Annotated in this window: 22 protein-coding genes and 1 pseudogene; 13 read left to right on the top strand and 10 right to left on the bottom strand. The window is 38.1% G+C overall.

All coding sequences use genetic code 11. From position 1 onward, the window contains the following. Position 1: 1 nt before the first annotated feature. Positions 2-766: an MBL fold metallo-hydrolase gene (locus tag BLQ05_RS10250; RefSeq protein WP_023575789.1), complete on the bottom strand. Its 765-nt coding sequence runs from the start codon at positions 764-766 to the stop codon at positions 2-4. 94 nt (positions 767-860) lie between these two features. Between BLQ05_RS10250 and BLQ05_RS10245 the strand changes: the two genes are divergently transcribed. After that, complete coding sequence (locus BLQ05_RS10245) at positions 861-2,324, top strand: hypothetical protein (protein ID WP_035654166.1); 1,464 nt, start codon at positions 861-863, stop codon at positions 2,322-2,324. 108 nt (positions 2,325-2,432) lie between these two features. Here the strand turns inward: BLQ05_RS10245 and bcp are convergent, their stop codons facing one another. Continuing rightward, positions 2,433-2,885, bottom strand: a complete 453-nt coding sequence (gene bcp / locus BLQ05_RS10240; protein WP_023575787.1) for a thioredoxin-dependent thiol peroxidase — start codon at positions 2,883-2,885, stop codon at positions 2,433-2,435. 199 nt (positions 2,886-3,084) lie between these two features. Between bcp and BLQ05_RS10235 the strand changes: the two genes are divergently transcribed. Then, complete coding sequence (locus BLQ05_RS10235) at positions 3,085-3,759, top strand: endonuclease III domain-containing protein (RefSeq protein WP_023575786.1); 675 nt, start codon at positions 3,085-3,087, stop codon at positions 3,757-3,759. Positions 3,760-3,915: 156 nt separating this feature from the next. On the opposite strand, the gene BLQ05_RS13795 is transcribed toward BLQ05_RS10235, so the two are convergent. Next, positions 3,916-4,059: a hypothetical protein gene (locus BLQ05_RS13795; protein ID WP_176756875.1), complete on the bottom strand. Its 144-nt coding sequence runs from the start codon at positions 4,057-4,059 to the stop codon at positions 3,916-3,918. Between the two features lie 51 nt (positions 4,060-4,110). Next, positions 4,111-4,695, bottom strand: a pseudogene (locus BLQ05_RS10230) (RNA polymerase sigma factor). Positions 4,696-5,014: 319 nt separating this feature from the next. Here BLQ05_RS10230 and uvrA point away from each other — a divergent pair. Then, positions 5,015-7,801, top strand: coding sequence for an excinuclease ABC subunit UvrA (gene uvrA, locus BLQ05_RS10225; protein ID WP_023575784.1), 2,787 nt, complete (start codon positions 5,015-5,017; stop codon positions 7,799-7,801). Between the two features lie 33 nt (positions 7,802-7,834). Here the strand turns inward: uvrA and BLQ05_RS10220 are convergent, their stop codons facing one another. After that, positions 7,835-9,025: a M28 family peptidase gene (locus BLQ05_RS10220; RefSeq protein WP_023575783.1), complete on the bottom strand. Its 1,191-nt coding sequence runs from the start codon at positions 9,023-9,025 to the stop codon at positions 7,835-7,837. Between the two features lie 112 nt (positions 9,026-9,137). Here BLQ05_RS10220 and BLQ05_RS10215 point away from each other — a divergent pair, with 112 nt between their 5' ends. Together BLQ05_RS10215 and BLQ05_RS10210 are read left to right on the top strand one after the other, a co-directional pair. Further along, positions 9,138-9,533: a VOC family protein gene (locus tag BLQ05_RS10215; protein WP_023575782.1), complete on the top strand. Its 396-nt coding sequence runs from the start codon at positions 9,138-9,140 to the stop codon at positions 9,531-9,533. A 392-nt stretch (positions 9,534-9,925) separates the two neighbouring features. Then, the gene (locus BLQ05_RS10210; protein WP_035654129.1) at positions 9,926-10,648 is read left to right on the top strand and encodes a hypothetical protein; all 723 of its coding nucleotides are present in this window, start codon (positions 9,926-9,928) and stop codon (positions 10,646-10,648) included. Between the two features lie 66 nt (positions 10,649-10,714). Here the strand turns inward: BLQ05_RS10210 and BLQ05_RS10205 are convergent, their stop codons facing one another. The 4 genes from BLQ05_RS10205 to BLQ05_RS10190 all read right to left on the bottom strand — a co-directional run bounded on the left by BLQ05_RS10205 (position 10,715) and on the right by BLQ05_RS10190 (position 15,166). Then, positions 10,715-11,992, bottom strand: a complete 1,278-nt coding sequence (locus tag BLQ05_RS10205) for a glycosyltransferase family 4 protein (RefSeq protein ID WP_023575780.1) — start codon at positions 11,990-11,992, stop codon at positions 10,715-10,717. A 1-nt stretch (position 11,993) separates the two neighbouring features. After that, complete coding sequence (gene crcB, locus BLQ05_RS10200) at positions 11,994-12,365, bottom strand: fluoride efflux transporter CrcB (RefSeq protein WP_035654128.1); 372 nt, start codon at positions 12,363-12,365, stop codon at positions 11,994-11,996. Next, complete coding sequence (locus tag BLQ05_RS10195; protein WP_023575778.1) at positions 12,365-14,794, bottom strand: YfhO family protein; 2,430 nt, start codon at positions 14,792-14,794, stop codon at positions 12,365-12,367. The genes crcB and BLQ05_RS10195 overlap by 1 nt, the downstream gene beginning before the upstream one ends. 102 nt (positions 14,795-14,896) lie before the next feature. Continuing rightward, positions 14,897-15,166, bottom strand: coding sequence for a DUF4834 family protein (locus BLQ05_RS10190; protein ID WP_023575777.1), 270 nt, complete (start codon positions 15,164-15,166; stop codon positions 14,897-14,899). Positions 15,167-15,285: 119 nt separating this feature from the next. Between BLQ05_RS10190 and BLQ05_RS10185 the strand changes: the two genes are divergently transcribed. After that, positions 15,286-16,236 (top strand): transporter, encoded by a 951-nt coding sequence (locus tag BLQ05_RS10185; RefSeq protein ID WP_023575776.1) that lies wholly within the window; start codon positions 15,286-15,288, stop codon positions 16,234-16,236. Positions 16,237-16,238: 2 nt separating this feature from the next. Continuing rightward, the gene (locus tag BLQ05_RS10180) at positions 16,239-17,357 is read left to right on the top strand and encodes a hypothetical protein (RefSeq protein WP_023575775.1); all 1,119 of its coding nucleotides are present in this window, start codon (positions 16,239-16,241) and stop codon (positions 17,355-17,357) included. A gap of 378 nt (positions 17,358-17,735) precedes the next feature. Here BLQ05_RS10180 and capB read toward each other — a convergent pair whose 3' ends face one another. Next, complete coding sequence (gene capB / locus BLQ05_RS10175) at positions 17,736-18,995, bottom strand: cysteate-C-fatty acyltransferase (protein ID WP_023575773.1); 1,260 nt, start codon at positions 18,993-18,995, stop codon at positions 17,736-17,738. Positions 18,996-19,437: 442 nt separating this feature from the next. Here capB and BLQ05_RS10170 point away from each other — a divergent pair, with 442 nt between their 5' ends. The 6 genes from BLQ05_RS10170 to BLQ05_RS10145 are packed head-to-tail and all read left to right on the top strand — an operon-like array spanning position 19,438 to position 23,864. Next, positions 19,438-20,031, top strand: a complete 594-nt coding sequence (locus tag BLQ05_RS10170; RefSeq protein ID WP_023575772.1) for a TetR/AcrR family transcriptional regulator — start codon at positions 19,438-19,440, stop codon at positions 20,029-20,031. Further along, positions 20,031-21,284 (top strand): TolC family protein, encoded by a 1,254-nt coding sequence (locus BLQ05_RS10165; RefSeq protein ID WP_035654127.1) that lies wholly within the window; start codon positions 20,031-20,033, stop codon positions 21,282-21,284. The genes BLQ05_RS10170 and BLQ05_RS10165 overlap by 1 nt, the downstream gene beginning before the upstream one ends. A gap of 10 nt (positions 21,285-21,294) precedes the next feature. Then, positions 21,295-22,173 (top strand): HlyD family secretion protein, encoded by an 879-nt coding sequence (locus BLQ05_RS10160; protein WP_023575770.1) that lies wholly within the window; start codon positions 21,295-21,297, stop codon positions 22,171-22,173. A 24-nt stretch (positions 22,174-22,197) separates the two neighbouring features. Next, a complete protein-coding gene (locus BLQ05_RS10155) occupies positions 22,198-22,662 on the top strand; it encodes a hypothetical protein (protein ID WP_023575769.1) in 465 nt (154 codons plus the stop codon). Next, the gene (locus BLQ05_RS10150) at positions 22,659-22,946 is read left to right on the top strand and encodes a cupin domain-containing protein (RefSeq protein ID WP_035654126.1); all 288 of its coding nucleotides are present in this window, start codon (positions 22,659-22,661) and stop codon (positions 22,944-22,946) included. The genes BLQ05_RS10155 and BLQ05_RS10150 overlap by 4 nt, the downstream gene beginning before the upstream one ends. Before the next feature lie 21 nt (positions 22,947-22,967). After that, positions 22,968-23,864 carry an ABC transporter ATP-binding protein gene (locus BLQ05_RS10145; RefSeq protein WP_023575767.1) on the top strand — a complete coding sequence of 299 codons (897 nt, stop codon included), beginning with the start codon at positions 22,968-22,970 and terminating at the stop codon, positions 23,862-23,864. The last annotated feature ends 10 nt before the right edge of the window (positions 23,865-23,874 follow it).

The following is a 23,874-nucleotide window of genomic DNA, read 5'->3' as shown; positions in this document are numbered from 1 at the left end:
TTTAAATGGTAATTTCTAAGTTATCATAAGCCAAAAACACGTTCTTCGGCAATTTTTTTTCGACTTCTTTATGGAATCCCAAAAGGTGGCTAATATGGGTTAAATAGGCTCTTTCAGGTTGTATCAAAGCTATAAAATCCAAGGCTTCCTGCAAATTAAAATGTGTGGCATGCGGTTCTTCCCTAAGCGCATTGACAACCAACACCTTAACCCCTTTCAGCTTCTCGATTTCCGGTTCTTCAACGGTTTTCACATCGGTCAGATAGGCGAAATCGTCTATTCTGAAACCGAAAACCTGCAGATTGCCATGCCAAACGGATATCGGAACGGCTGTTTTGTTTCCAATTGCGAAAGGCCTGTCATTCTCAATTTCATTTATGGCTACCGAAGGTGCTCCCGGATATCGATTTTCAGTTTCGAAGATATAATCAAAACGTTTTTTTAAACTTTTAAGTACTCTTTCGTGAGCAAAAATCGGTAAAGCGCCTTTTCTGAAATTATAAGGACGTATGTCGTCCAAACCGGCGGTATGATCGGCATGTTCATGTGTAAACAGAATTCCGTCCAAATCATGGCAATTGGCAGCCAACATCTGCTGACGGAAATCGGGACCGCAATCCACCACAAAAGAGTGTTTCTCCCAGTGAATCCAAATGGAAACCCGCAAACGCTTGTCTTTAAAATCGTTACTCAAACAGACCGAATGATGGCTTCCGATTACGGGAATTCCCTGCGAAGTTCCGGTTCCTAAAAAATATACTTTCAAAATTGTATGGTTTTTTACAAAAATAGGATTATTTATCTTTTGTAAAAATAGCTATTTTGTTAACTTTGTCAATATAAACGGAATTATGAAGAATATAGGAAGCGAAATCAAATTAAAAGGAGATCGCGAGATTGAAGTTATACCCGCTATAGCAGACAAAGCACTACGAATAAACCTGAACAAAAATATCTACGGAACTTTTGCAGAGATTGGTGCAGGCCAGGAAACGGTAAGACATTTTTTCCGTACCGGGGGGTCTTCGGGAACTATTGCAAAAGCAATGTCGGCTTATGATAAAGATTTCAGTGATGCTATTTATGGTGTTGAAGATGACGGTCGTTATGTTACCGAAAGTCGTCTCAGAAAAATGCTTACTCATGAAACCCGTTTGATTGAAGAGCGTCTGGATCGCGAAAAACATCCCGATAAAATATATTTCAGTTACGCCAATACCGTAGCAACCATCGACTTTGCCAAACAATTCAAAGGTCACGGCTGGGTGGGAATTAATTTTCAGGTAGAACCGGGTGAAGAATACAACGAAATCATTCTACATATCCGTTTCAAAGAAAACGACTCCAAATTACAGCAGGAAACACTTGGAATACTGGGTGTTAACTTAATTTACGGGGCGTTTTACAAATACAACGATCCTAAAAAACTGTTGCGTTATTTGTACGACCATCTGGACAAAGACCAATTGGAAATCGACACCATCAATTTCTCCGGTCCGCGTTTTAAAGATGTAGACAACCGATTGATGAGTTTACAGTTGGTTAAAAACGGAATGACCGATGCGGTTATGTTTGGTCCTGACGGGAAAAACGTACTTCCGGCAGCTATTTTATACAAGAAAAACATTTTGGCCTTGCGTGGAAGTTTCCGACCGGTTACCAAAGTGAATATGGACATGTATGAGAAATCACTGGAAATGTTCCTTCAGGAAAAGAAAGTAGAGAAAGAAAATGCGCTGGTTGTTTTCGAAATCACCTTATCCAATTTGCGTTCCGAAGGAGAAATCGACGAACTTGATTTTATGGACCGAGCGGAATTGCTTTGTTCCTTAGGGCAAACCGTGATGATTTCCAATTTCCAGGAATACTACAAAGTAGTAGAATACTTCTCTGAATATACCAAAGCCAGAATGGGATTAGCCATGGGTGTGAGCAATCTGATTGATATTTTCGACGAAAAATACTATCGCCATTTGAGCGGTGGAATCCTGGAAGCTTTCGGTAAATTATTCTACCGCGATTTAAAAGTGTTCTTGTATCCGATGGAAAGTGAAGACGGACAAATCATCAACTCACAAAACCTTAAGGTCCATCCTCGTATGAAAGAGTTGTATAAATTCTTTGCTTACAACGGAAAAGTGATTGACATTACCGATTTCGACAAAGATCACCTTAAAATTTTCTCCCGTGAAGTGCTGAAAATGATCAGTAAAGGCAAAAAAGGCTGGGAAGACATGCTTCCGGGTGGTATCGCCGAACTTATCAAGAAAAACCATCTTTTTGGTTACGACGAAAAAAAATTACTGGAAGAACAACCAAAATAGCAGGCAGTAATCAGTTAGCTGTTTGCACATTATAAAAAAGAGTTAGATGAAATATATTCCGTCTAACTCTTTTTTTATCTCTAACTTCTATTACCAAAATAATGAGCACTAACCCAATATCTGAGCGGCATGCGCTTTGGTTTTTACATCCGAAATCACGTCTTCAATAATTCCTTTTTCATCTATTACAAAAGTGGTTCTGTGAATCCCATCGTATTCCCTGCCCATAAATTTCTTCGGTCCCCAAACCCCAAAAGCTTCGATTACTTTTCTATCTTCATCGGCCAAAAGCGGAAACGGAAACTCGAATTTATCCTTAAATTTACCTTGTGCTTTCTGACTGTCGGCACTAACCCCCAACAAAGCGTAATTATTGGCCTGAAAACGTTCGAAATTATCTCTTAAATCACATGCTTCTGCAGTACAACCCGGCGTATTGGCTTTCGGATAAAAAAAGACTACTAACTTTTTACCAACGTAATCTGTTAAAGAATGTAGTTTTCCATCCTGATCCACTCCTGAAAAATTGGGCGCTTGATCCCCTTTTTTTAATGTTGTCATTTTTATAGTTTCTGAGTTACTGAGTCGCTAAGTTACAAAGTTTCTTGGAGTTTCTGAGTTACTGAGTCGCTGAGTTGTTTAGTTATATAGTTACCGAACCTCTCAGCGACTAAGAAACTCAGTAAGTAAAAAAAAGTGCATTTTATCGCTGAAGAAAACTTATTTTCGTAGTTCATAATTGACAATTCATAATACCATCATGACTAAAAACGAAAAAGTACAATTCGTTATTGATACTTTAAACCAATATTATCCGGAAATTCCGATTCCATTAGACCATAAAGATCCTTATACTTTATTGATTGCGGTTTTACTTTCGGCGCAGTGTACTGATGTTCGCGTAAACCAAATCACGCCGCTACTTTTCGCAAAAGCGGATAATCCGTACGATATGGTAAAACTGTCTGTGGATGAAATCAGGGAAATCATAAGACCGTGCGGACTTTCGCCAATGAAATCAAAAGGAATTCACGGTTTGTCTCAGATTCTGATTGAAAAACACGGTGGCGAAGTTCCGCAGAGTTTTGAACATTTGGAAGCTTTACCGGCTGTGGGACATAAAACGGCCAGCGTGGTAATGAGTCAGGCTTTCGGAGTTCCTGCTTTTCCTGTAGACACACACATTCATCGGTTGATGTACCGCTGGAATTTAACCAACGGCAAAAACGTGCAACAAACCGAAAAAGATGCCAAACGTATCTTTCCGAGGGAATTATGGAACGATTTACACCTTCAGATTATCTGGTATGGTAGAGAATATTCTCCGGCGCGCGGATGGGATCTGGAAAAAGACATCATTACGAAAACCATAGGAAGAAAATCCGTTTTGGACGAGTATTACAAGAGTAAACCGCTATTAAATAATACTCTTTAATTTTATGTGAAAAATCAGAAAGACAGTGTTTTGAAAATAAACATTTAACCACAGATTCGCAGATTGTGAATTAACCTAAATAATCTGCGAATCTGCGGCTATAATTTTTATCTCAAATAAAAAAATGTCCCGAAATTTCTATTCCGGGACATTTTCCTAATTAGCAATATTCTCAAAAGTTAAGTCACCTACTTTTGTAATGGTCAGCGCTTTAGAGTAGCTGAGCAAAAAACTAATTGTTTCTTTTTTAGGTAACATTTTTGGACTTGCTTTAGTCTTCTTAGAGTAGAGTTTTGCCATTGTATGTGCTTTAAATTTAATACAATAACGCAACAGCAATCCAAATATTGTTTAATTGGTTAAAATAATTTGGTTTTTTTCAATTACTTTTCGAAGGTTCATTAAGGCATAACGCATTCTGCCTAAAGCCGTATTAATGCTCACACCAGTTAAATCGGCAATTTCCTTGAAACTCAAATCGTCATAGATGCGCATTACCAGAACTTCACGCTGATCGTCCGGCAATTCGTTTATCAAACGCTGTAAATCAACTTCCACTTGTTCGGAAATGATTCGGCTTTCAATATTCGGACTGTTATCCGTCATGATTGAAAAAACAGAATACTCCTCGGTGTCTCTGTTGAAAGGCATTTTTTTGGTTTTACGGAAATGATCCACAATCAGGTTGTGGGAAATACGCATTACCCAAGGCTAAAACTTACCCTCTTCGTTATAATTTTTCGTCTTTAAAGTTTTGATAACCTTAATAAAAGTGTCCTGAAAGATATCCTCGGTAACATCTCTGTCCATTACCTTAGAATAAATGAAACCGTAAATCTTAGATTGGTGTCTCTCAATTAATGTAGCTAAAGCAATTTCGTCTCCACCTACATAATTTTTCACTAGGACTGCGTCCGGAAGTACAACATTAGCCATAATAATACCTTTTAGTTTTTGGTTTGGGAAAGATTTAAAATCTCTAAAAAGTATTTTTATGCGATAGGCAAATGTTTTTTTGTTAATTAATGATATCCAAATATAACAATAAATATTTTTATCTGACAAATAAAAAATTAAAATTTAACATAATTTCACACAATAAATCTTAAAAAGCGCATCAAAACCATCAAAATCATCAATTAGTACAAACCAACTGATTGTAAGTCAGTCGCCTATTCCACAACATAATAATCCGAAAACAAATTCCTTAAAAAATTGGTTTTTGACTATCTTTGCATTTCACCGACTTTGTTCTATGAAAACCGACATCACAACACTCGAACCGAAGAAAAATATCATTATAAAAGGAGCGCAACTTCACAATCTTAAGAATGTGGATGTGGCAATTCCGCGAAACAAACTTGTGGTTATCACCGGACTTTCGGGTTCCGGAAAATCCAGTCTGGCATTCGATACGCTATACGCAGAAGGACAACGTCGCTATGTGGAAAGTTTGTCTTCCTATGCACGTCAGTTCCTGGGTCGCTTGGACAAACCTAAAGTCGAATACATCAAAGGTATTGCTCCGGCTATTGCCATCGAACAAAAAGTAAACACTACCAACGCCCGTTCTACGGTGGGTACTTCCACAGAAATTTACGATTACTTAAAATTATTATATGCCCGAATCGGAAAAACGTTTTCTCCGGTTTCCGGCAATGAAGTCAAAAAACAAACCGTAACCGACGTTATCAATCAGGTTAAAAATTTTGATTTGGAAAGCAAATGGTTGCTGCTCTCTCCTATTCATTTGGAAGAAGGCCGAGCTTTGGAAGACAAATTAAAAGTACTGTTGCAACAGGGTTTTGCGCGTATTTTAGTCGACAACGAAATGGTTCGTCTAGATGAAATCAATCAGCATTCCCTTGATAACAAAGATGTATTGTTAATTATCGACCGAATCGTGGTGAAAGAGGAAGAGGAATTTTTCAACCGTTTGGCCGATGCGATTCAGACTGCGTTTTATGAAGGAAAAGGCGAATGTTATTTACAGGAACTGAATTCGGATAAACGTTTCACTTTCAGCAATAATTTTGAATTGGACGGCATTACTTTCCTTGAACCGAATGTTCATTTATTCAGCTTTAACAATCCTTATGGCGCTTGTCCGAAATGCGAAGGTTACGGAAACGTTATCGGAATCGATGAAGAATTAGTCATCCCAAACACGGCACTTTCCGTATATGAAAATGCCATTTATCCTTGGCGCGGCGAAAGTATGGGCTGGTATCGCGACCAATTGGTAAACAACAGTCATCATTTCGATTTTCCGATTCACAAACCCTTTTTCGAATTATCAGACGAACACAAAGCGCTTATCTGGAAAGGTAACAACTATTTTGTAGGATTGGATGCTTTCTTTCAGGAGTTGGAAGAGAAGAATTATAAAATCCAAAACCGGGTGATGTTATCCCGTTATCGTGGAAAAACCAAATGCAATAGCTGTAAAGGAAAACGTTTGCGCCCGGAAGCCAATTATATCAAAATCGGAGGAAAAACCATTTCCGATTTGGTGGATTTACCGATTAAAAACCTGATTGCATTTTTCAAAGCGTTAACCTTATCCGAATACGACGAAAAAGTAGCCAAACGTCTTTTACTGGAAATCAACAACCGTTTGCGCTTTTTGGACGAAGTCGGCTTGAATTATCTGACCTTAAACCGAAATTCGGCGACGCTTTCCGGAGGGGAATCACAACGAATCAACTTGGCAACTTCGTTAGGGAGCAGTTTGGTGGGTTCGATGTACATTTTGGACGAACCGAGTATTGGTTTGCACCCGAAAGACACCGAACGACTGATAAAAGTATTGGAAGATTTACGCAATTTGGGGAATACCGTAATTGTGGTGGAACACGACGAAGACATCATGAAAGCCGCGGATATGATTATCGATATCGGACCCGAAGCCGGAACATTAGGTGGTGAATTGGTGGCTCAGGGCACTTACGAAGAAATCCTGAAAGCCGACTCCCTTACCGCGCAATACCTCAACGGAAAAATGGAAATCGAAGTGCCGAAAAAACGTCGGAAATTCAAAAACCATGTTGATGTTATCGGGGCGCGGGAAAACAACTTAAAAAACATCAATGTTACTTTTCCTTTGGAATGCCTAACGGTGATTACCGGCGTTTCGGGAAGTGGAAAAAGTACGTTAGTTAAAAAAATATTATTCCCAGCCATTCAGAAAAAACTGGAAGGTGTGGGTGAAAAAGCCGGTCAGTTTACCGAATTGGCGGGAAGCTATTCTCAGGTTAAACACATTGAATACGTGGATCAGAATCCGATTGGAAGAAGTTCGCGTTCGAATCCGGTGACGTACATCAAAGCCTATGACGACATCCGTGATTTGTTTTCAAAACAGCAACTATCCAAAATGCGCGGATATCAACCAAAACATTTTTCGTTTAATGTGGAAGGCGGTCGTTGTGAAACCTGTAAAGGCGATGGTGAAGTGACTATTGAAATGCAATTCATGGCCGATGTGCATCTGGAATGTGAAACTTGCGGCGGAAAACGTTTCAAAAAGGAAATTCTGGAAGTCAATTACGAAAATAAAAACATTGACGATATCTTAACGATGACCATTGATGATGCCATTGCGTTTTTCAACGAGCACAAACAAACAAAAATCACTCAGAAATTGCAACCGCTTCAGGATGTTGGTTTGGGTTATGTACAATTGGGACAATCCTCTTCTACCCTTTCCGGCGGAGAGGCGCAGCGTATTAAATTAGCGTCCTTTTTGGTGAAAGGCGCAACTAAAGAAAAAGCCTTGTTTGTATTTGACGAACCTACAACCGGTTTGCATTTTCACGACATCAAAAAATTATTGGCTTCGTTTGATGCTTTAATTGAAAAAGGACATTCCATTATCGTAATTGAGCACAATCTGGATTTGATTAAGTGTGCCGATTACATTATCGATATTGGTCCGGAAGGCGGTGAAAACGGGGGGAATTTAATGGCGTTCGGTACTCCGGAAGAAATTGCCAAAAATGCTAAATCCGTTACGGGGAAATATCTGAAAGAAAAACTATAAAAAAAAAGACCTCAACATTGAGGTCTTTTTTATTTATTCGATAACAATCTTTTTAGTGATTCGGGTTTCTTCCGATTCCAAAACACCCATATAAATTCCTTTACTGAAACGGGAAACATCGATGGTTTCTATCTGTTTGGCATTCGGAATGGTATCGCTGTACACTTCTTTCCCTTGAATGTCCATCATAGAAAACGTATAGTTGTTTTGCTTTAGGGTTCCCAAATTAATATTCAGTTTTCCCTTCGTCGGATTGGGATAAAAACTGATTTGATAATCGGTAGCAAATACCTCTTCAGACAACACCGCCGCATTTGCTTTGGCAAAATGTAAAGTGGCTCCTACCGCAGCTTTGGCTACGTTAAAATTGTAGACCGGGTCCATATTAACCAGTAAATCATTGGCAGTATGAGGATAAGGCGATTCGTTGGTTTCAAAAAAACCGGTTATGATTTCATTATTCTCTTCGAATGGCATGTAATCCGAGGCATAGGCGTAGGATAACACAGGAGTCAGCGGAGAATAAAAACTCACGCAATTCATCAATTCCTGCGTCATTGTAGAAGATAACGCATTGTTCGTAGTTGGTGTTCCCGTATCGCGTTCACAGGTTATGGAATTATTTACTTGTCCCGCTATACCTCCCACTTCATCGATGTTGAACACCAGACGAATATTCATTTTCGGATTGGTGGCATTCACCACATTGGTTACATAATGCTGACTCCCGCGTAAACCGTCCTCTTCTCCACTGAAGTTGATAAACTTTATGGAATACTCGGTAGGCACATTTTGCAACAATCTTGCTATTTCCAAAATGGAAACCACACCGCTTCCGTTGTCATTTGTACCCGTTCCCGTAATCGAATCGTAATGTCCACAGACAATTACATAGGTATCGGGATAAAGGGTTCCGACTTTAGTTACCACAACATTTTTGCAGGTACTTCCGGAATAACTGAACGAATCGGTTGTAATCTGACTTGCAGTATACCCATAACTGGTGTATTTGTTTACAAGCCACTGATAGGCGTTTTCCAAGGCCGGAGTGCCTCGATATTTAACACCCAACGCTTCATACTCCGTTAAATTTGTGGTGATATTGGTTTGTGAGCATTGATTTGCCTTATCGGCGTAGGCCTGAATAAAAGTCTGCGCTGTGGTGGTTTGCAGACAAAACATTACTGCAAACAGCAGCAACGTTTTTCCATTTAAAAATCTCATTTTTTCAGTTAGTTTAGTTAAGTAAGTCAGTTTGGTTTACGAATTTATACATTTTTAACTTATCTGTTAATATTTTTTAATATTTTTCATACTAATAACATACAAATCAAAAATGAAACACATACTTTTCTCCGAATTCATCCTTTATGTTGACAATCAGGAAGTCAGCTCTCGTTTCTACGAATTGCTTTTCAGAACAAAACCAACTCTTGAAGTACCGGGAATGACCGAATTCACACTTTCCGAAAACCTCAAAATCGGATTAATGCCCAATAACGGAATCGCTAAAATCATCACTCCGGCCACCATTCATCCGGAGAAGGGAAACGGAATTCCGCGTTGTGAACTTTACTTTTATGTGGAAAACATCGCATTGGAATACCAGAATGCTTTACAATCGGGTGCAAAAATTGTCAGCGAAACGGAAGATCGCAACTGGGGCGACCGCGTTTGTTATTTTGCCGATCCGGACGGACACATTATCGCTTTCGCGGAAAAAATAAAATAAAAACATAGTTCGTCAAGCTGTTAAAAAGAAAACCAACCGCTGATTCGCAGATTAAAACATAATAGAAATCTGCAAATCTGCGGTAAATAAATCTTTTTTGTACTGTTTTGAAAGTTCAAAATCAAAACGAAATCTCATTCCCAAAAAGAAGTGAGATTTTTTTATTGAATTTATTTACCTGATTATCAATGTGATAAAAGCTAAATCCTATTTAAAAAAGAGAACATTTAATTTTTGGCACGCATATTGGATATTACTTATCAAATAAATAACTGAATTGAAATTCAGAAACGTGAAAACCGAAAAACGTTACGAGTAGGTAAACCATTAAATTATTGTATCATGAAATCGTAAGATTCTCGAATACCTTAATTTAAAAAAACTTTAAAGTCATGAGAAAAAAAATTACTCTTATGGTAGCCAGTATACTTCTGGTAGGAAGTATGGCACACGCGTCAGAAAACCCTGTTTTTTCTGATGCAAATGGAAAAGGTCCGCGTTATGCTGTAGATTACAGAAATGCAGAACCAATTATGTTTATGGAACGCGGAATCGAATTCTACGTTTTCCCTGACGGCCAATTTGATTTCAACACTCGTCCATCTGGACCTAGAAGAGGTGTTACCAACGTTACTTACGGTGCACCCGGAGTTCATACTGCGGTACACTACGGTCCTTCAAACTATGGCGTTCGTATAGAACACGACAACTTTGGAAGGGTGAGACGTATCGGAAACGTATTCATCAACTACGACGGATACAACAGAGTGAAACGTGTAGGTTCTGTTTACATGAGATACAACAGTTTCGCACTGGCTCAAGTGGGTGGCTTGCGAATCCTGTATGACAGAAGAGGTCACATCATTGATGTAATCGGATATGTAAACCACGCCAGTAACGGTTATGCTTACATGCCTTACGGAGGAAACGGTTATGACAACATGAACTATGACAACGATTATGGTTATGATGGTTACGAAAGCGGTTCAGGGTATAATGAAGACGATTACTACTACTATAAAGCCGATGGTACAAAAGCAAAAATGAGTGCTGCGGAAATAGAAGAAGTTAAAAAAGACGAGAAAGCTGTTAAAGCAAAAAATAAAAGATCCTAGTTAAGATTTTGGTTGGTTAAGTTTGGTTAAAAATCCCGCGGAGCAGCAATGTGAAACGGGATTTTTTTATTGCAGCAACCCCGCCAATTCCTTAGTAAGACTCTTTCTGCTGTATTGCTGTAAACCAACCGGGTATACTTTTAGATTTTGTTGTAAATACAAATTGAAGTACGACAAAATCGTTTCTTTCACTTTTTCTTTTTCATCGTACAAGGCAAAAACTCCCGTGTTGGTTTGTTTCAGAATAGTGGCAAAATCAGCATCTTGCGGACCAATAGCCAATATAGGCCGTTCCGAAACCATGTATTCGAACAACTTTCCGGGAATGATACTTTTCGTTTCTTCGGAATTGATTTCAATTAACAACAAAACCTGTGATTTGCGTTGGTGCTCAATCGCTTCCTGATGCGAAACATAGCCAAGATTATTCACATAGTCCGATAATTTAAACTCGGAAATCGTATCCAAAACTTCCTGACTGGTTGCTCCGATTAATTTCAATTCGAAATGTTTTTTGAAATCCGGATTATCTTTTACCAATTCACGCAAGGCTTTCCATAAAATTCTCGGATTTCGTTCGGATAAAAATGATCCGATGTGTGCCAAGGTAAATTTTTCATCTAAAGAATGTCTGTTCACATTCTCCACATCATAACCGTTGGTAATTACATGAATCGGTTTAGTGGTAATGGCTTCAAATTCTTTTTTGGTTGTCGGACTTGTAACCAGAAGAAAATCAGCAGAATTCATTACTTCAGTTTCCAATGCTTTGTGTTTTTTGGCGGATGCTTCCGTTAATTTAAGTGCTTTATGGTATCCGATGGTCGTCCACGGATCCCTGAAATCGGCTATCCATTTTATATTGAATTGCTGTTTCAATTCCAATCCGATCAAATGCAGACTGTGTGGCGGTCCGGTGGTAATTATCGTGTCGATTTCGTTTTCCCGAATGTATTTTGACAGGTATTTCACGGATGGTTTCACCCACAAAACCCGTGCGTCCGGAATGAAAAGATTGCCACGAATCCAAAGCATCATCTTCTGAATGAATGACTGCTTTTTTTGGTTCGGGATAATTCCGGAACTTATTTTCTTGGTACTTTTCTTTGAAAAAACTGAAGCCCAAGCATAGGGTTCGATAATTTTGTTTTTCAGAATGGTTACCTTTTTAGGTACATCTGCCAATAGTTTTTCGTCCAATAAAGGATAGGTCGGGTTTTCCGGAATATATACAATCGGTTCAATCCCGAAATCAGGTAAGTACTTCACAAACTTAAGCCAGCGCTGTACTCCGGGTCCTCCGGCAGGTGGCCAATAATACGTTATGATAAGTACCTTCTTCATATTACAATTTAGAAACCATTAATCCTCCCCAAGTAGCTGCCAAACCGAGAATGACACTCAATCCGATGTATAAAAAAGCGGTTCCGGTTTGATTTGCCTGTAACAAACTGACATTTTCATTCGAAAACGTTGAAAAAGTCGTGTATCCGCCGCAGAATCCGGTTACTAGAAAGAATTTCAAATCGGGATTGGTAATGTTATTTTTCTCCAACCATCCCAAAAACAATCCGATTAAAAAACAACCAAAAATATTAGCCACAAAAGTCGCGTACGGAAAAAACAATTGCGAGTGTTTATTAATAAACAGAGTAGTCAGATAACGAAAAACGCTGCCCAAGCCACCTCCTAACGCTATTAACAAAAGGGTTCTCACTAAACTGTCTGTTTGCGTTTCTTATATTCCATGAAAAAACCGCCTGCCAGCAATACCAGCATTCCGATAAAACTGAACAATGAAATCATGCTTCCGGTTTTTACCACCTGCGGTTCGAACTTGAATTCAATCGTGTGTTTTCCGGCAGGAACGTTAATCGCTCGCAATACATAATTTACGCGGAAAATATCCGCTTCTTTACCATCAATGGTAGCAATCCATCCTTTCGGGTAGTAGATTTCCGAGAAAACCGCCAATCCGGAATTGGTATTGTTAGAAGTGTATTTGATATAATTCGGCTTATAATCATTTAATTGGATTGTCGCCAGACTGTCTTTTACAAACGAAGTCGTTTTTACCGCACCGGCAAAATCTTTCTGATTGACAATCGCTGTTTTCTTCGTATCCAGCTTATCCAACGCTTTCATTTCTTCATCAGCTGTATTTACCAATTTCACTTCGCTTACAAACCACGCATTGCCGTTTGCATTCGGATTCGTCATGGGAACATCCTGTCTTTGTTCGTCTTTCTGAATGATATATTTCACATTCAGCATGTTCAGTACATTGATGTTGTTTTTTTCAATCTGATAATCATACAATTGCTCGATACGTCTTGGTCTTACGGCACTGTAACCTGATAATGACTTATGGAAATAAGATGTTCTGGCCTGCAGTCTTCCTTCAATTTCGTATACGCGATAATGCGTTGTATCCTGTAAAATGTGTTCATCAGCCGGAGTTGGCTCGAATGGAATATCCGCTTGACGGGCAGAAATAAAACTATCGTTATTCACATAATTTTTATCCACGAAGAACAAATCGCCAACCATCAAAACCCCTACAATAATAATCGTGGTGAATTCAGACAGTTTATTTTTAGTGAACATCCAAAGTGCTCCCGCTGCCAATAAGATCAATATTCCCGTACGCATCAAATCGGCAGAATACATCGCCTGACGTTGTTCCTTCAATGCCTGTACGAATGGTCCGCCCATTTCGCCATAGGCCTGTAAATACATGCTATCGCTACCTCCACTAAAACTGAACATCCCTTTGAAAAGGAAGAGCAACACAACAAGACCTAACGTGGTTGCTGCAGTCATCCATAAGGCTTTAAAACGGGCTTTCTCCTCTTCTTTAAAGAAAGCCTGTAATCCTAAAATGGCCATTACAGGGAAACACAATTCCAATATCACCTGAATGGAAGATACCGCTCTGAATTTATCATACATTGGTACAAAATCGATGAAGAAATCGGTCAGCAATGGGAAATTTTTACCCCAGGAAAGCAATAATGATAAGATCGCACCTCCCAAGAAGGCGTATTTAATTTTTCGTTTATCGACAAACATCCCTAAAACAAACAGGAAGAAAACGATAGCACCTATATATGCCGGAGCCGCTACTATAGGCTGATCACCCCAATAAGTTGGCACAGACGAAGCAAATTCTTTAGCTTCTGTTTGTGATGCACCTTGATTCAATAAAAAATCATACATAGGAGAACCTTCTCCCACTTTTTCGTTATTCGATCCTCCAAATAAACGGGGAGCAATTAAATTTAAACTTTCCGCAATTCCGTAACTGTATTCGGTGATATAATCATACGGCATTGCCGATTTTGTATCGTTTTTAGAACCATCCGGATTGAACGTCAATTCGCTTTTGCCTCGTATACTGAAATCCGCATATTCGGTTGTTGCCATTAAATTCGTGGCGTTGGCACCAATTGCCAGAACAGCAGCCAAGGCAAATATTCCGGAAGTGATTCCGATACTGCTGTAATCTTTCTTTTTTACATACTGAATGATATAATAAATCGCAATGACCAGCAAAAGGAAAAACAGGTAATAGGTCATTTGAAAGTGGTTCGCGTTAATCTCAAAAGCGGCGGCAATCATCGTTAGCAATCCGCCCGCTATGAAACGCTTCTGATACACCATAATCACACCGGCTACAACCATAGGCATATACGCAATGGCGTGGGCTTTGGCGTTATGTCCGACACCCAGAATGATGATCATATAGGTGGAAAAACCAAAGGCGAGTGCTCCGAAAAAAGCTTTGAGATTGTCGACTTTTAAAGCTTTCAGTAAAATAAAGAACCCTATGAAATAAAGGAAAAGATAATCGGCCGGACGCGGTAAAAAACGAATCAGGCTGTCTAATTGTTTGATGTAATTGTGCGGATAATTCGCTCCCAACTGATAGGTAGGCATCCCTCCGAAAGCGCTGTTGGTCCAATACGGTTCGTCTCCGGTAGCTTTTCTGAAGTCGTTTTGCTCCTTCGCCATTCCGGTATATTGCGCAATATCGCTCTGATAGATTTTTTTACCCTGCATTACCGGGTAAAAATAAAGTAGGGATATAACCGTAAAGCCGATTACGACTAACAAATAAGGATAAATCTTGTTCAGGTTTTTCATAGTATTCTGCTTCAATTCGCTTAAAAATCAGGCTAAAATAACAATAAAAACCCTTTAAAAAAAGAAAACGAATAACTCGGCTGTTATTCGTTTTAATTATGACTATTCAATTTCTTCAAAATCAATGTACTCGCCTACTTTCTTCTTTTCCTGAGGTTTTTCAAAATTAGAAGGCTGCTGTTGCTGTTGTTGCTGCCGTTGCTGTTGATTTCTATAGTTTTGCTGTTGTTGCTGAAAATTCTGTTCGGCTTTTTTTACCACCTGCTGTAAAAAGTACGGTGCCAACAAGCGCATTAAAAATTTTAACGCATAGTATATAAAAAGAATCCAAACCAAAACTTTTATCAAACCGGTAAATGATGCTGTTTCCATCCTAAATCTAAATTTTGTCAAATTTAAGCAAAGCTACATTTAAAAATAAAATCTGTTTCTTAAAATAATAATAAATTAACTATTTTTGGAAAGCATAATTTAACAGAAACACAAATAACATGCGTCAGATAAAAACGAAACTCCTTGGTTTTTTGCTGCTTACCACAGGAATTACCTTTGCTCAATATACCGATGAAATCAATTCCAACCGTCCGGGAAAATCTTTTGGCGCCTATTCTATCGGAAAAACGGTAATTCAGGCCGAATCCGGAATCTATTATACCAAAGAAAAACACAAATTGCTGGAATCGGAAGCCAAAGGTTTCGGATTGGATTTGGCATTACGTTACGGAGCCCTTTTGGAACAATTGGAGTTCATCGCCGAAATGCAGTACCAAACAGACACCTATTCTTCTCCTTATCTGGAGGAAAAACGAAACGGGTTCAAACAACTGACCGTTGGTGCAAAATACCTGTTTTACGATCCGTGGAAAAATTACGAAGAGAAAGTAAATGTGTACAGTTGGAAAGCCAATAAAAAATTCAAATGGAAAAAATTATTACCGGCTATCGGTGCTTATGCAGGTGCTAATTTCAATGTGGGTGACAATCCGTATACTTTCCCGACCGATCCGAAATTCAGTCCCCGGGTAATGTTGATCTTACAGAATCACTTCGGGTCAAGAACCGTACTTACAACAAATATCATTGCCGATAAATTTATTACCGATTACCCTTCGTATGGATATATTTTAACGCTAAGTAGGGGAATCAACCAACAGTGGTCGATGTTTATTGAAAACCAAGGGTATAAAAGCGATTGGTATGCCGACAGTATTTTGCGTGGCGGAGCGGCTTATCTGTTAAAGAAAAACATGCAGATTGATGCATCCATAGGAACCAACATTAAGAACACACCGTCCATTTTCGGAGGTGCGATAGGTTTCTCCTGGCGTTTTGACAAATCTTACAAACCGGTTGAAATTCAAAGCGGGAAAGAAGTAAAAGGTGCCACCAAAGGCAAAAAAGCCGAAATGGAAAAGAAAAAACGTTCAGACGAAGTACAATAATTATGATTACAATTAAAGAAGTAAGTTCTAAAAAGGAACTTAAAGAGTTTGTATTATTTTCTTTTGAACTGTACAAAGACAATCCCTATTGGATTCCTCCGATAATAGCGGATGAAATGGAGACTTTTGACAAAGAAAAAAATCCGGCTTTTTCGTCTGCGGAAGCTCATTTTTATCTTGCTTACAAAAACAATAAAATCGTTGGCAAAATTGCCGTTATCATCAATTGGGATGAAGTGAATCTGTTAGGTAAAAAGAAAGTCCGTTTTGGCTGGTTTGACGTTATTGACGACATTGAAGTTACCAAAGCGTTACTTGAAAAAGCCTACGAATTCGGACATAAGCACCATATGGATCATGTTGAAGGTCCTATGGGTTTCTCCAATCTGGATAAAGTAGGAGTCCTTACCGAAGGCTTTGACCAAATTGGCAATATGATAACCTGGTACAGCATGCCGTATTACAAAGACCATTTTGAAAAACTCGGACTGGTAAAAGAAAAAGAATACATCGAAAGTAATTTTTCTTTTGCTACCATCGACCCCACTCCGTTCCAGAAAGCAAGTGTCCTGATAAAGCAACGTTACGGATTAAAACCGCTGAATTTCACGAATACGAAAGAGATAATGCCTTATGTGGACAGGATGTTTGATTTGTTTAACGAAACTTACGCAAACCTCCAATCCTTTGTACCCATAAACGACATTCAGAAAGCATATTTCAAGAAAAAATACATTAGTTTCATCAATCCGGAGTATATTAAATTCATCATGGACAAAGACGACAATATGATTGCCTTTGCCATTGTAATGCCCAATTTTGCTCAAGCCTTACAGAAAGCGAAAGGAAAGCTTTTCCCTTTTGGATTTTACCATTTGCTGCAAGCCCGAAAAAAGTCGAAGGAAATTGTATTCTATCTGATTGGCGTGACACCGGAATATCAGAGTAAAGGCGTTACCGCTATCATTTTTGATGAATATTACAAAGTAAGTCTCGCTAAAGGAATTGAATTGTGCGTAAGAACTCCGGAACTGGAAGAAAATCATGCGATTCACAATCTTTGGAAAAATTTCGACCCGGTAATTAACAAGAGAAGAAAGACCTTTCGGAAAGATCTGTAATTTTCGAAGCAAGTTACTTCAGAAAAATATGTTTTTGAATATTTATTGCAATCGGATAGTGAACATTACACCGATGCCGATAATGCGATAATTACCAATAAAGCATACAACAGCATCAGGACGATTTCAAGACGATCATTATTCAGTAGTGGCTTCATAAACATGATTTTGATTAAAATTACAATCAAAATCCAATCACCATTAACTAACTTTCCAAAAGCAGCCTTTCAGTTGACGAAACTCCGAATTCCGTTTACGAAGAGAAAAAGGTTACTTTAAAAATTTCGCTTTGCTCTGATAACACACCCACTAAAATTAAAAAAACCATCTGTTTGTGCAGATGGTTTTTCTTTATTATAAATGCTATTTCTAAATCAATTAAGAAACGTCTACTGTAGTTTCCTCGGCAATTTTCTTATACGTTCCGTTAACTAATTTCTCGCGAATCGCTTCAAAAGCCGTTAATGTCTCCTCGATATCCGCTAAGGTATGTGATGCTGTCGGAATCATACGCAATAGGATAATCCCTTTAGGAATTACCGGATATACCACAATCGAAAGGAAAATTCCGTAGTTCTCACGAAGATCATTAACCATCACCATCGCTTCCGGAATAGAACCTTCAAGATAAACCGGTGTGATACAAGTGTTTGTATCTCCGATATTGAATCCTTTTTCCTTTAATCCGCTCTGTAACGCGTTTACGTTTTCCCAAAGTTTGTCTTTGATTTCGGAAGAATTACGCAACAACTCCAAACGTTTCAAAGAGCCTATGGTTTGAATCATTGGCAATGCTTTTGCGAACATTTGCGAACGTAAGTTGTATTTCAGATAATCGATGACATCCTTATCCGCAGCTACGAAAGCTCCGATATTTGCCATTGATTTTGCAAACGTTGAGAAATACACATCGATGCCATCCTGACAACCTTGCTCTTCTCCTGCTCCGGCGCCTGTTTTACCAAGTGTTCCGAAACCGTGTGCATCATCAACCAACAAACGGAAATTGTATTTTTCTTTCATGGCAACGATTTCTTTCAGCTTACCTTGCTGACCGCGCATTCCGAAAACACCTTCCGTAATGAAAAGAATTCCGCCTCCGGTTTCCAAAGCCATTTTAGTAGCACGCTGAAGATTCTTCTCCATGCTCTCCAAATCGTTATGCTTATACGTAAAACGTTTTCCCATGTGCAAACGAACACCGTCGATGATACAAGCATGAGAATCCACATCATAAACAATAATATCGTTCTTAGTCACCAATGCATCGATAATCGATACCATTCCCTGATACCCGAAATTTAACAAATAAGCCGCTTCTTTCATTACGAAAGCCGCCAATTCATTCTCTAATTGTTCATGGTATTTTGTGTGTCCTGACATCATACGGGCACCCATTGGATAGGCCGCGCCAAATTGTGCAGCTGCTTCGGTATCTGCCTTACGCACTTCCGGATGATTGGCCAAACCTAAGTAATCGTTCAGACTCCAGTTTAAAATATCTTTTCCGTGAAACTGCATTCTCGGTCCTAATTCCCCTTCCAATTTAGGAAACACATAGTAACCTTCTGCCTGTGAAGCCCATTTTCCTAACGGACCTTTATTGTTTTGTATTCTTTCAAATAAATCTTTAACCATAATTCAAAAGTGTATATTTCTGATTTTTAATCGCTCCAAAAGTAACCATTTCTATTTTCCTATCATAATAATTTTAAAAATAGATGCCAACACATTTATTTTAATTTTTTCATAGAATTTATTAGGTAATACAAAAGATTGTCTTACATTTGCACCCGAACGCACAGCAATGTGGTTACACGTTCAACCAAAAAGTCGGGGGCTCCACCTCGGCTTTTTACTTTTTATACAATTAGCAAAATTTTAAAAAATTCAACATCCTTCATTCTTCTTTGCTGATTCATTTTATTTCATAAGTACATTCCGATTACATTAACCGACAATTCTCTCTGAAACACTCACGATAGAGGGTTAATTTAGTGTTAAAAAAATCTAAAAAATAAGATTCAATACTATTATTTGTATTTTTGTTAACCAAATGGTTAAACCTAAAAGTTAACACATGACAACCGAAGAAAAAATATTCGAAGCCGCCTTTAAAGTATTTCAAAAAAAGGGCTTTACAGGAGCCAGAATGCAGGAAATAGCCGACGAAGCAGAAATAAACAAAGCCATGCTACATTACTTTTTCAGAAGCAAAGAAAGATTGTTTGAAGCAGTTTTCATGAATGCTTTTGGAAAATTAGCCCCACAAATCAATGGAATATTCAACTCGGACGAAGCTTTATTTGAAAAAATTAAGAAGTTCACGGACAGTTATATTTCATTTGTCATGGAGTATCCTTTTTTGCCCCAATTCATCATTCAGGAAATGAATAACAATCCTGAATTTGTGACTAAATTTCTAAAAGATGAAAAACGACCGGATCCTACGAAAATACTGAAGCAAATTGAAAGCGAAATTGAATTGGGACTCATTAAACCGATTCCGCCCAAACAACTGCTTTTAGATGTTTTTTCGATGACTGTTTTCCCTTTTGCAGCACAAACCTTAGTAAAGGGAATTATCAATATTTCAGACGAAGAATTCTTTCAGTTAATGGAAGAACGAAAAATCCACATCTCGGAACAAATTATCAACGCAATTAAAAAGTGATGAAAAAAATTTTTCAAATACTCTTACTCTTGACGGCTCCAACTATCTGGGCTCAGGAAAAACTAACGCTCGAAAAATGCTATGAGTTGGCAGAAAAGAACTATCCATTGGCAAAACAAAACCGTTTGTTACAAAACCAATCGGAATTACATTCAGAAATTTTATCAAAAGACAGATTACCAAAAGTAACCTTAAACGCACAGGCTACTTACCAATCGGAAGTCACTCAAGTACCCTTTTCAATGCCTAACACGACTATCGATCCTCTGAATAAAGACCAATACAGAGCCACCATTGATGTTAACCAATTGATTTACAATGGTGGGATCATCAAAGCACAAACCCAACTCAAAGAATCGCAAATCAAAGCCCAACAACAACTGGTTGAAGTTAATCTATACCAATTAAAAAGCTTTATCAACCAATACTATTTTGGTCTTTTGTTGGGACAGGAAAAACAGGAATTGCTACATGCCAAAAAAAAATTGCTGCAGGAAAAAAGTAAAGAAATACAAGCTGCCCTGAAATTTGGAGCCGTTTTACCTTCATCGGAACAAGTGATAGAAGCCGAAATCATCAAAATCAACCAACAATTAAATGACGTCAAGTATGACCTACTAAAACTTTGGCAACATTTGGAACAACTTTCCGGCACAAAATTTAACCCAAATACCATTTTAGAAATACCTAAAAATTTCTCTTCCGAAAACAAAACCATTCGACCTGAATTAGAGTTATTTGAATTGCAAAACCAACAAATCAATGCTTCGCAAAAAGTAATTACCACAACCAACTTACCAAAACTAAACGCTTTCCTACAAGGCGGTTACGGAAATCCGGCGTTGAACATGTTAAACAATTCATTTGAGACTTTTTACATGACAGGGGTACGGTTAAATTGGACGTTATTCGATTGGAATAAAACCAAAAAAGAAAAAGAAGTACTGGAAATTTCAAAACAACTCATCGCTTCAGAAAAAGAAACCTTCGAAGTAAACCAGAACCGTCAGTTACAGGAAGCCGATTTTGAGATCGAGAAAATTAAAGAACAACTGAATTCGGATAGTGAAATTATTCAATTACGGGAAAAAATTGTCCGTTCAGCAGAAGCACAAATGAAAAACGGAGTGATTACGTCTTCCGATTATTTAAACGATGTAACCCAATTGTTTGAATCAAAAATTACCGAAAAAACGCATCGCATTCAGTTGCTGTTAGCCAAAGTGAATCATCAAATCATAAAAGGAATTTAAAGCATACATCATGAAAAACATAATAACCCTTCTTACGGTATCAATTGCAATACTAAGTTGCAATAAAAACAACGAGAAAGCCGACGCTTATGGTAATTTTGAAGCCATAGAAATCACCGTTTCTTCGGAATCCAACGGAAAAATTGAGTTTTTAAATGTGGAAGAAGGCGCGCAACTTAAAAAAGGAACTTTAGTAGGTTTAATCGATACGTTACAATTGCATTTTAACAGAGAGCAACTCAAAGCTTCCATTCAAACGGTTCAATCCAAATCGGCCTCGGTTGTATCGCAAATTGAAGTTTTAAATGAACAACTGAAAACCGCTAAAATCGAACAAAACCGAATCAAAAACATGTTCGCTGAAAATGCCGCTACCAAAAGACAAATTGACGAAATTGACGGAAAAGTAAAAGTCATCGAAAAACAAATCAGCAGTGTTCAATCTCAAAATGCCCCAATTTTAAACGAAATAAAATCAATTAAAGTCCAAATTGAAAAATTAGACGACCAAATAAAGAAATCAAAAATTTCAAACCCAGTAGATGGAACCGTTTTAACGAAATACGCAGAACCTTCTGAAATCACAGCTTTTAGCAAACCCTTATACAAAATCGCCAATTTAAACGAAATGGAATTACGTGTGTATGTGACCGAAACGCAATTGGCACAAATAAAAATCGGACAAAAAGTTACGGTAGCCATTGATGCGGAAAACGACACTAAAAAATACGAAGGCAATATCACTTGGATAAGCGCGCAAGCCGAATTTACTCCAAAAGTTATCCAAACCAAAGAAGAAAGAGCCAATTTGGTGTACGCTGTAAAAGTAGCCGTAAAAAACGATGGAAGTTTAAAAATAGGCATGCCGGCAGAAGTTTGGCTGAAATAATGATAAATCAATACCTCTAAAACCATGAAAAATTCAAATGTAAAAATGATGCTTTTTAGCACAATTGCAGTGTTAACACTTTCTTGCAACTCAGGCGCAAAAGAAGCAGAAAAAAGTAGCGAAACACCAACTGAAACAACAGTTAAATCGGAACAACATCACGATGAGCACGAAGCAATCGTCTTGAACAACGGCGAAAAATGGAAAGTGGATGATAATATGATGGAACACATTCGTAATATGGAAAAAGATGTAATTGCATTTGCTGGTAATTCGGATAAAGATTATGCGCAATTGGCAACAAATTTAAAAACCAATCTTGATTTGCTAACGTCAAACTGTACCATGAAAGGGCAAGCCCATGACGAATTGCACAAATGGTTAGTACCATATATTGAGTTAGTGGATACCTTAGAAAAAGAACCATCTGAAGCAGAATTCAAAGCCATACAAGATTCTTTTGCAACCTTTAATCAGTTTTTCCAATGAATATAACCAACTTACATCAAACCGATAAACCCGTTCAAACGCAAGTGTTGTTTGAACCTACAGAGGCTAAAGTAATTGCTTTACAAATTGCAAAAAACGAACAATTGAAAGAGCATGTTACCAAAGTACCAGCACTTTTGGTGTGCGTTACTGGAGATGCCACATTTAGCTATGAAAATGATGAGAAAATCCGTTTAAAATCAGGCGATTTCGTTAAAATTCCTGTTGAGGTGAAACATTGGGTAAACGCTCATGAATTAAGTAATTTTCTGTTGATAAAATAAAATTTCAAGCACCATCACGCCATGAGTATTTCCATTCAAAATATTTCTAAAAAGTATAAAAACGTTCAAGCATTGCAAAATATCACTTTTGAAGTGCAGGAAGGCGAACTTTTTGGCTTAATTGGTCCTGATGGTGCAGGAAAAACAACGCTTTTTAGATTGTTGACTACTTTGCTGGTTCCCAACGAAGGCAATGCAACAGTAGCCGATTACAACATTTTGAAACATATAAAGGAAATACGAAATTCCGTTGGGTACATGCCGGGAAAATTCTCCTTGTATCAGGATTTAACCATTGCCGAAAACTTAACCTTTTTTGCCACAATCTTCGGAACAACTATTGAAGAGAATTACGATTTGATTGAAGATATATACGTGCAAATCGAACCTTTTAAAAATCGAAGAGCGGGTGCATTATCGGGAGGAATGAAACAAAAATTAGCCTTGTGTTGTGCCTTAATACACAAACCAAAAGTGTTGTTTTTAGACGAACCCACAACGGGTGTTGACCCTGTTTCCAGAAAAGAATTTTGGGAAATGCTCAAACGGTTGAAACAGAAAGGTATTACCATTTTAGTTTCCACGCCTTACATGGATGAAGCGAGTTTGTGCGACCGAATTGCTTTAATTCAAAAAGGAAAAATCCTTAAAATCGATTCACCAGATGCCATTGTGGAAGCTTACGAAAAAACTATCTATGAAGTAGCAACCAATCAAATGCATAATTTGATTTTGGATTTGAAAGAGTTTCCTTCGCAGTACAGTGTGTTTGCTTTTGGCGAATTCATGCACTACATCGACAAGAACGATTCTTTTGATATGGATGTCTTAAGAACGTTTTTACATGATAAAGGACATCAAAACATAAGCATTCAAAAAGCAACCGCAACTATTGAGGATGTTTTTATGGATTTATAAAAGGAAATGC

It is taken from the genome of Flavobacterium saliperosum (genome assembly GCF_900100625.1).
Taxonomy (GTDB): domain Bacteria; phylum Bacteroidota; class Bacteroidia; order Flavobacteriales; family Flavobacteriaceae; genus Flavobacterium; species Flavobacterium saliperosum.
Note: the sequence above shows the minus strand (reverse complement) of the source record. Positions and strands in the feature narration are given on the sequence as shown.

Excerpts from the sequence above, each read along its gene's own strand:
- bcp (WP_023575787.1), bottom strand. The coding sequence starts at position 2,885 with ATGACAACATTAAAAAAAGGGGATCAAGCGCCCAATTTTTCAGGAGTG.
- BLQ05_RS10235 (WP_023575786.1), top strand. The coding sequence starts at position 3,085 with ATGACTAAAAACGAAAAAGTACAATTCGTTATTGATACTTTAAACCAA.
- BLQ05_RS13795 (WP_176756875.1), bottom strand. The coding sequence starts at position 4,059 with ATGGCAAAACTCTACTCTAAGAAGACTAAAGCAAGTCCAAAAATGTTA.
- uvrA (WP_023575784.1), top strand. The coding sequence starts at position 5,015 with ATGAAAACCGACATCACAACACTCGAACCGAAGAAAAATATCATTATA.
- BLQ05_RS10220 (WP_023575783.1), bottom strand. The coding sequence starts at position 9,025 with ATGAGATTTTTAAATGGAAAAACGTTGCTGCTGTTTGCAGTAATGTTT.
- BLQ05_RS10215 (WP_023575782.1), top strand. The coding sequence starts at position 9,138 with ATGAAACACATACTTTTCTCCGAATTCATCCTTTATGTTGACAATCAG.
- BLQ05_RS10210 (WP_035654129.1), top strand. The coding sequence starts at position 9,926 with ATGAGAAAAAAAATTACTCTTATGGTAGCCAGTATACTTCTGGTAGGA.
- BLQ05_RS10205 (WP_023575780.1), bottom strand. The coding sequence starts at position 11,992 with ATGAAGAAGGTACTTATCATAACGTATTATTGGCCACCTGCCGGAGGA.
- BLQ05_RS10195 (WP_023575778.1), bottom strand. The coding sequence starts at position 14,794 with ATGAAAAACCTGAACAAGATTTATCCTTATTTGTTAGTCGTAATCGGC.
- BLQ05_RS10190 (WP_023575777.1), bottom strand. The coding sequence starts at position 15,166 with ATGGAAACAGCATCATTTACCGGTTTGATAAAAGTTTTGGTTTGGATT.
- BLQ05_RS10185 (WP_023575776.1), top strand. The coding sequence starts at position 15,286 with ATGCGTCAGATAAAAACGAAACTCCTTGGTTTTTTGCTGCTTACCACA.
- BLQ05_RS10180 (WP_023575775.1), top strand. The coding sequence starts at position 16,239 with ATGATTACAATTAAAGAAGTAAGTTCTAAAAAGGAACTTAAAGAGTTT.
- capB (WP_023575773.1), bottom strand. The coding sequence starts at position 18,995 with ATGGTTAAAGATTTATTTGAAAGAATACAAAACAATAAAGGTCCGTTA.
- BLQ05_RS10170 (WP_023575772.1), top strand. The coding sequence starts at position 19,438 with ATGACAACCGAAGAAAAAATATTCGAAGCCGCCTTTAAAGTATTTCAA.
- BLQ05_RS10165 (WP_035654127.1), top strand. The coding sequence starts at position 20,031 with ATGAAAAAAATTTTTCAAATACTCTTACTCTTGACGGCTCCAACTATC.
- BLQ05_RS10160 (WP_023575770.1), top strand. The coding sequence starts at position 21,295 with ATGAAAAACATAATAACCCTTCTTACGGTATCAATTGCAATACTAAGT.
- BLQ05_RS10155 (WP_023575769.1), top strand. The coding sequence starts at position 22,198 with ATGAAAAATTCAAATGTAAAAATGATGCTTTTTAGCACAATTGCAGTG.
- BLQ05_RS10150 (WP_035654126.1), top strand. The coding sequence starts at position 22,659 with ATGAATATAACCAACTTACATCAAACCGATAAACCCGTTCAAACGCAA.
- BLQ05_RS10145 (WP_023575767.1), top strand. The coding sequence starts at position 22,968 with ATGAGTATTTCCATTCAAAATATTTCTAAAAAGTATAAAAACGTTCAA.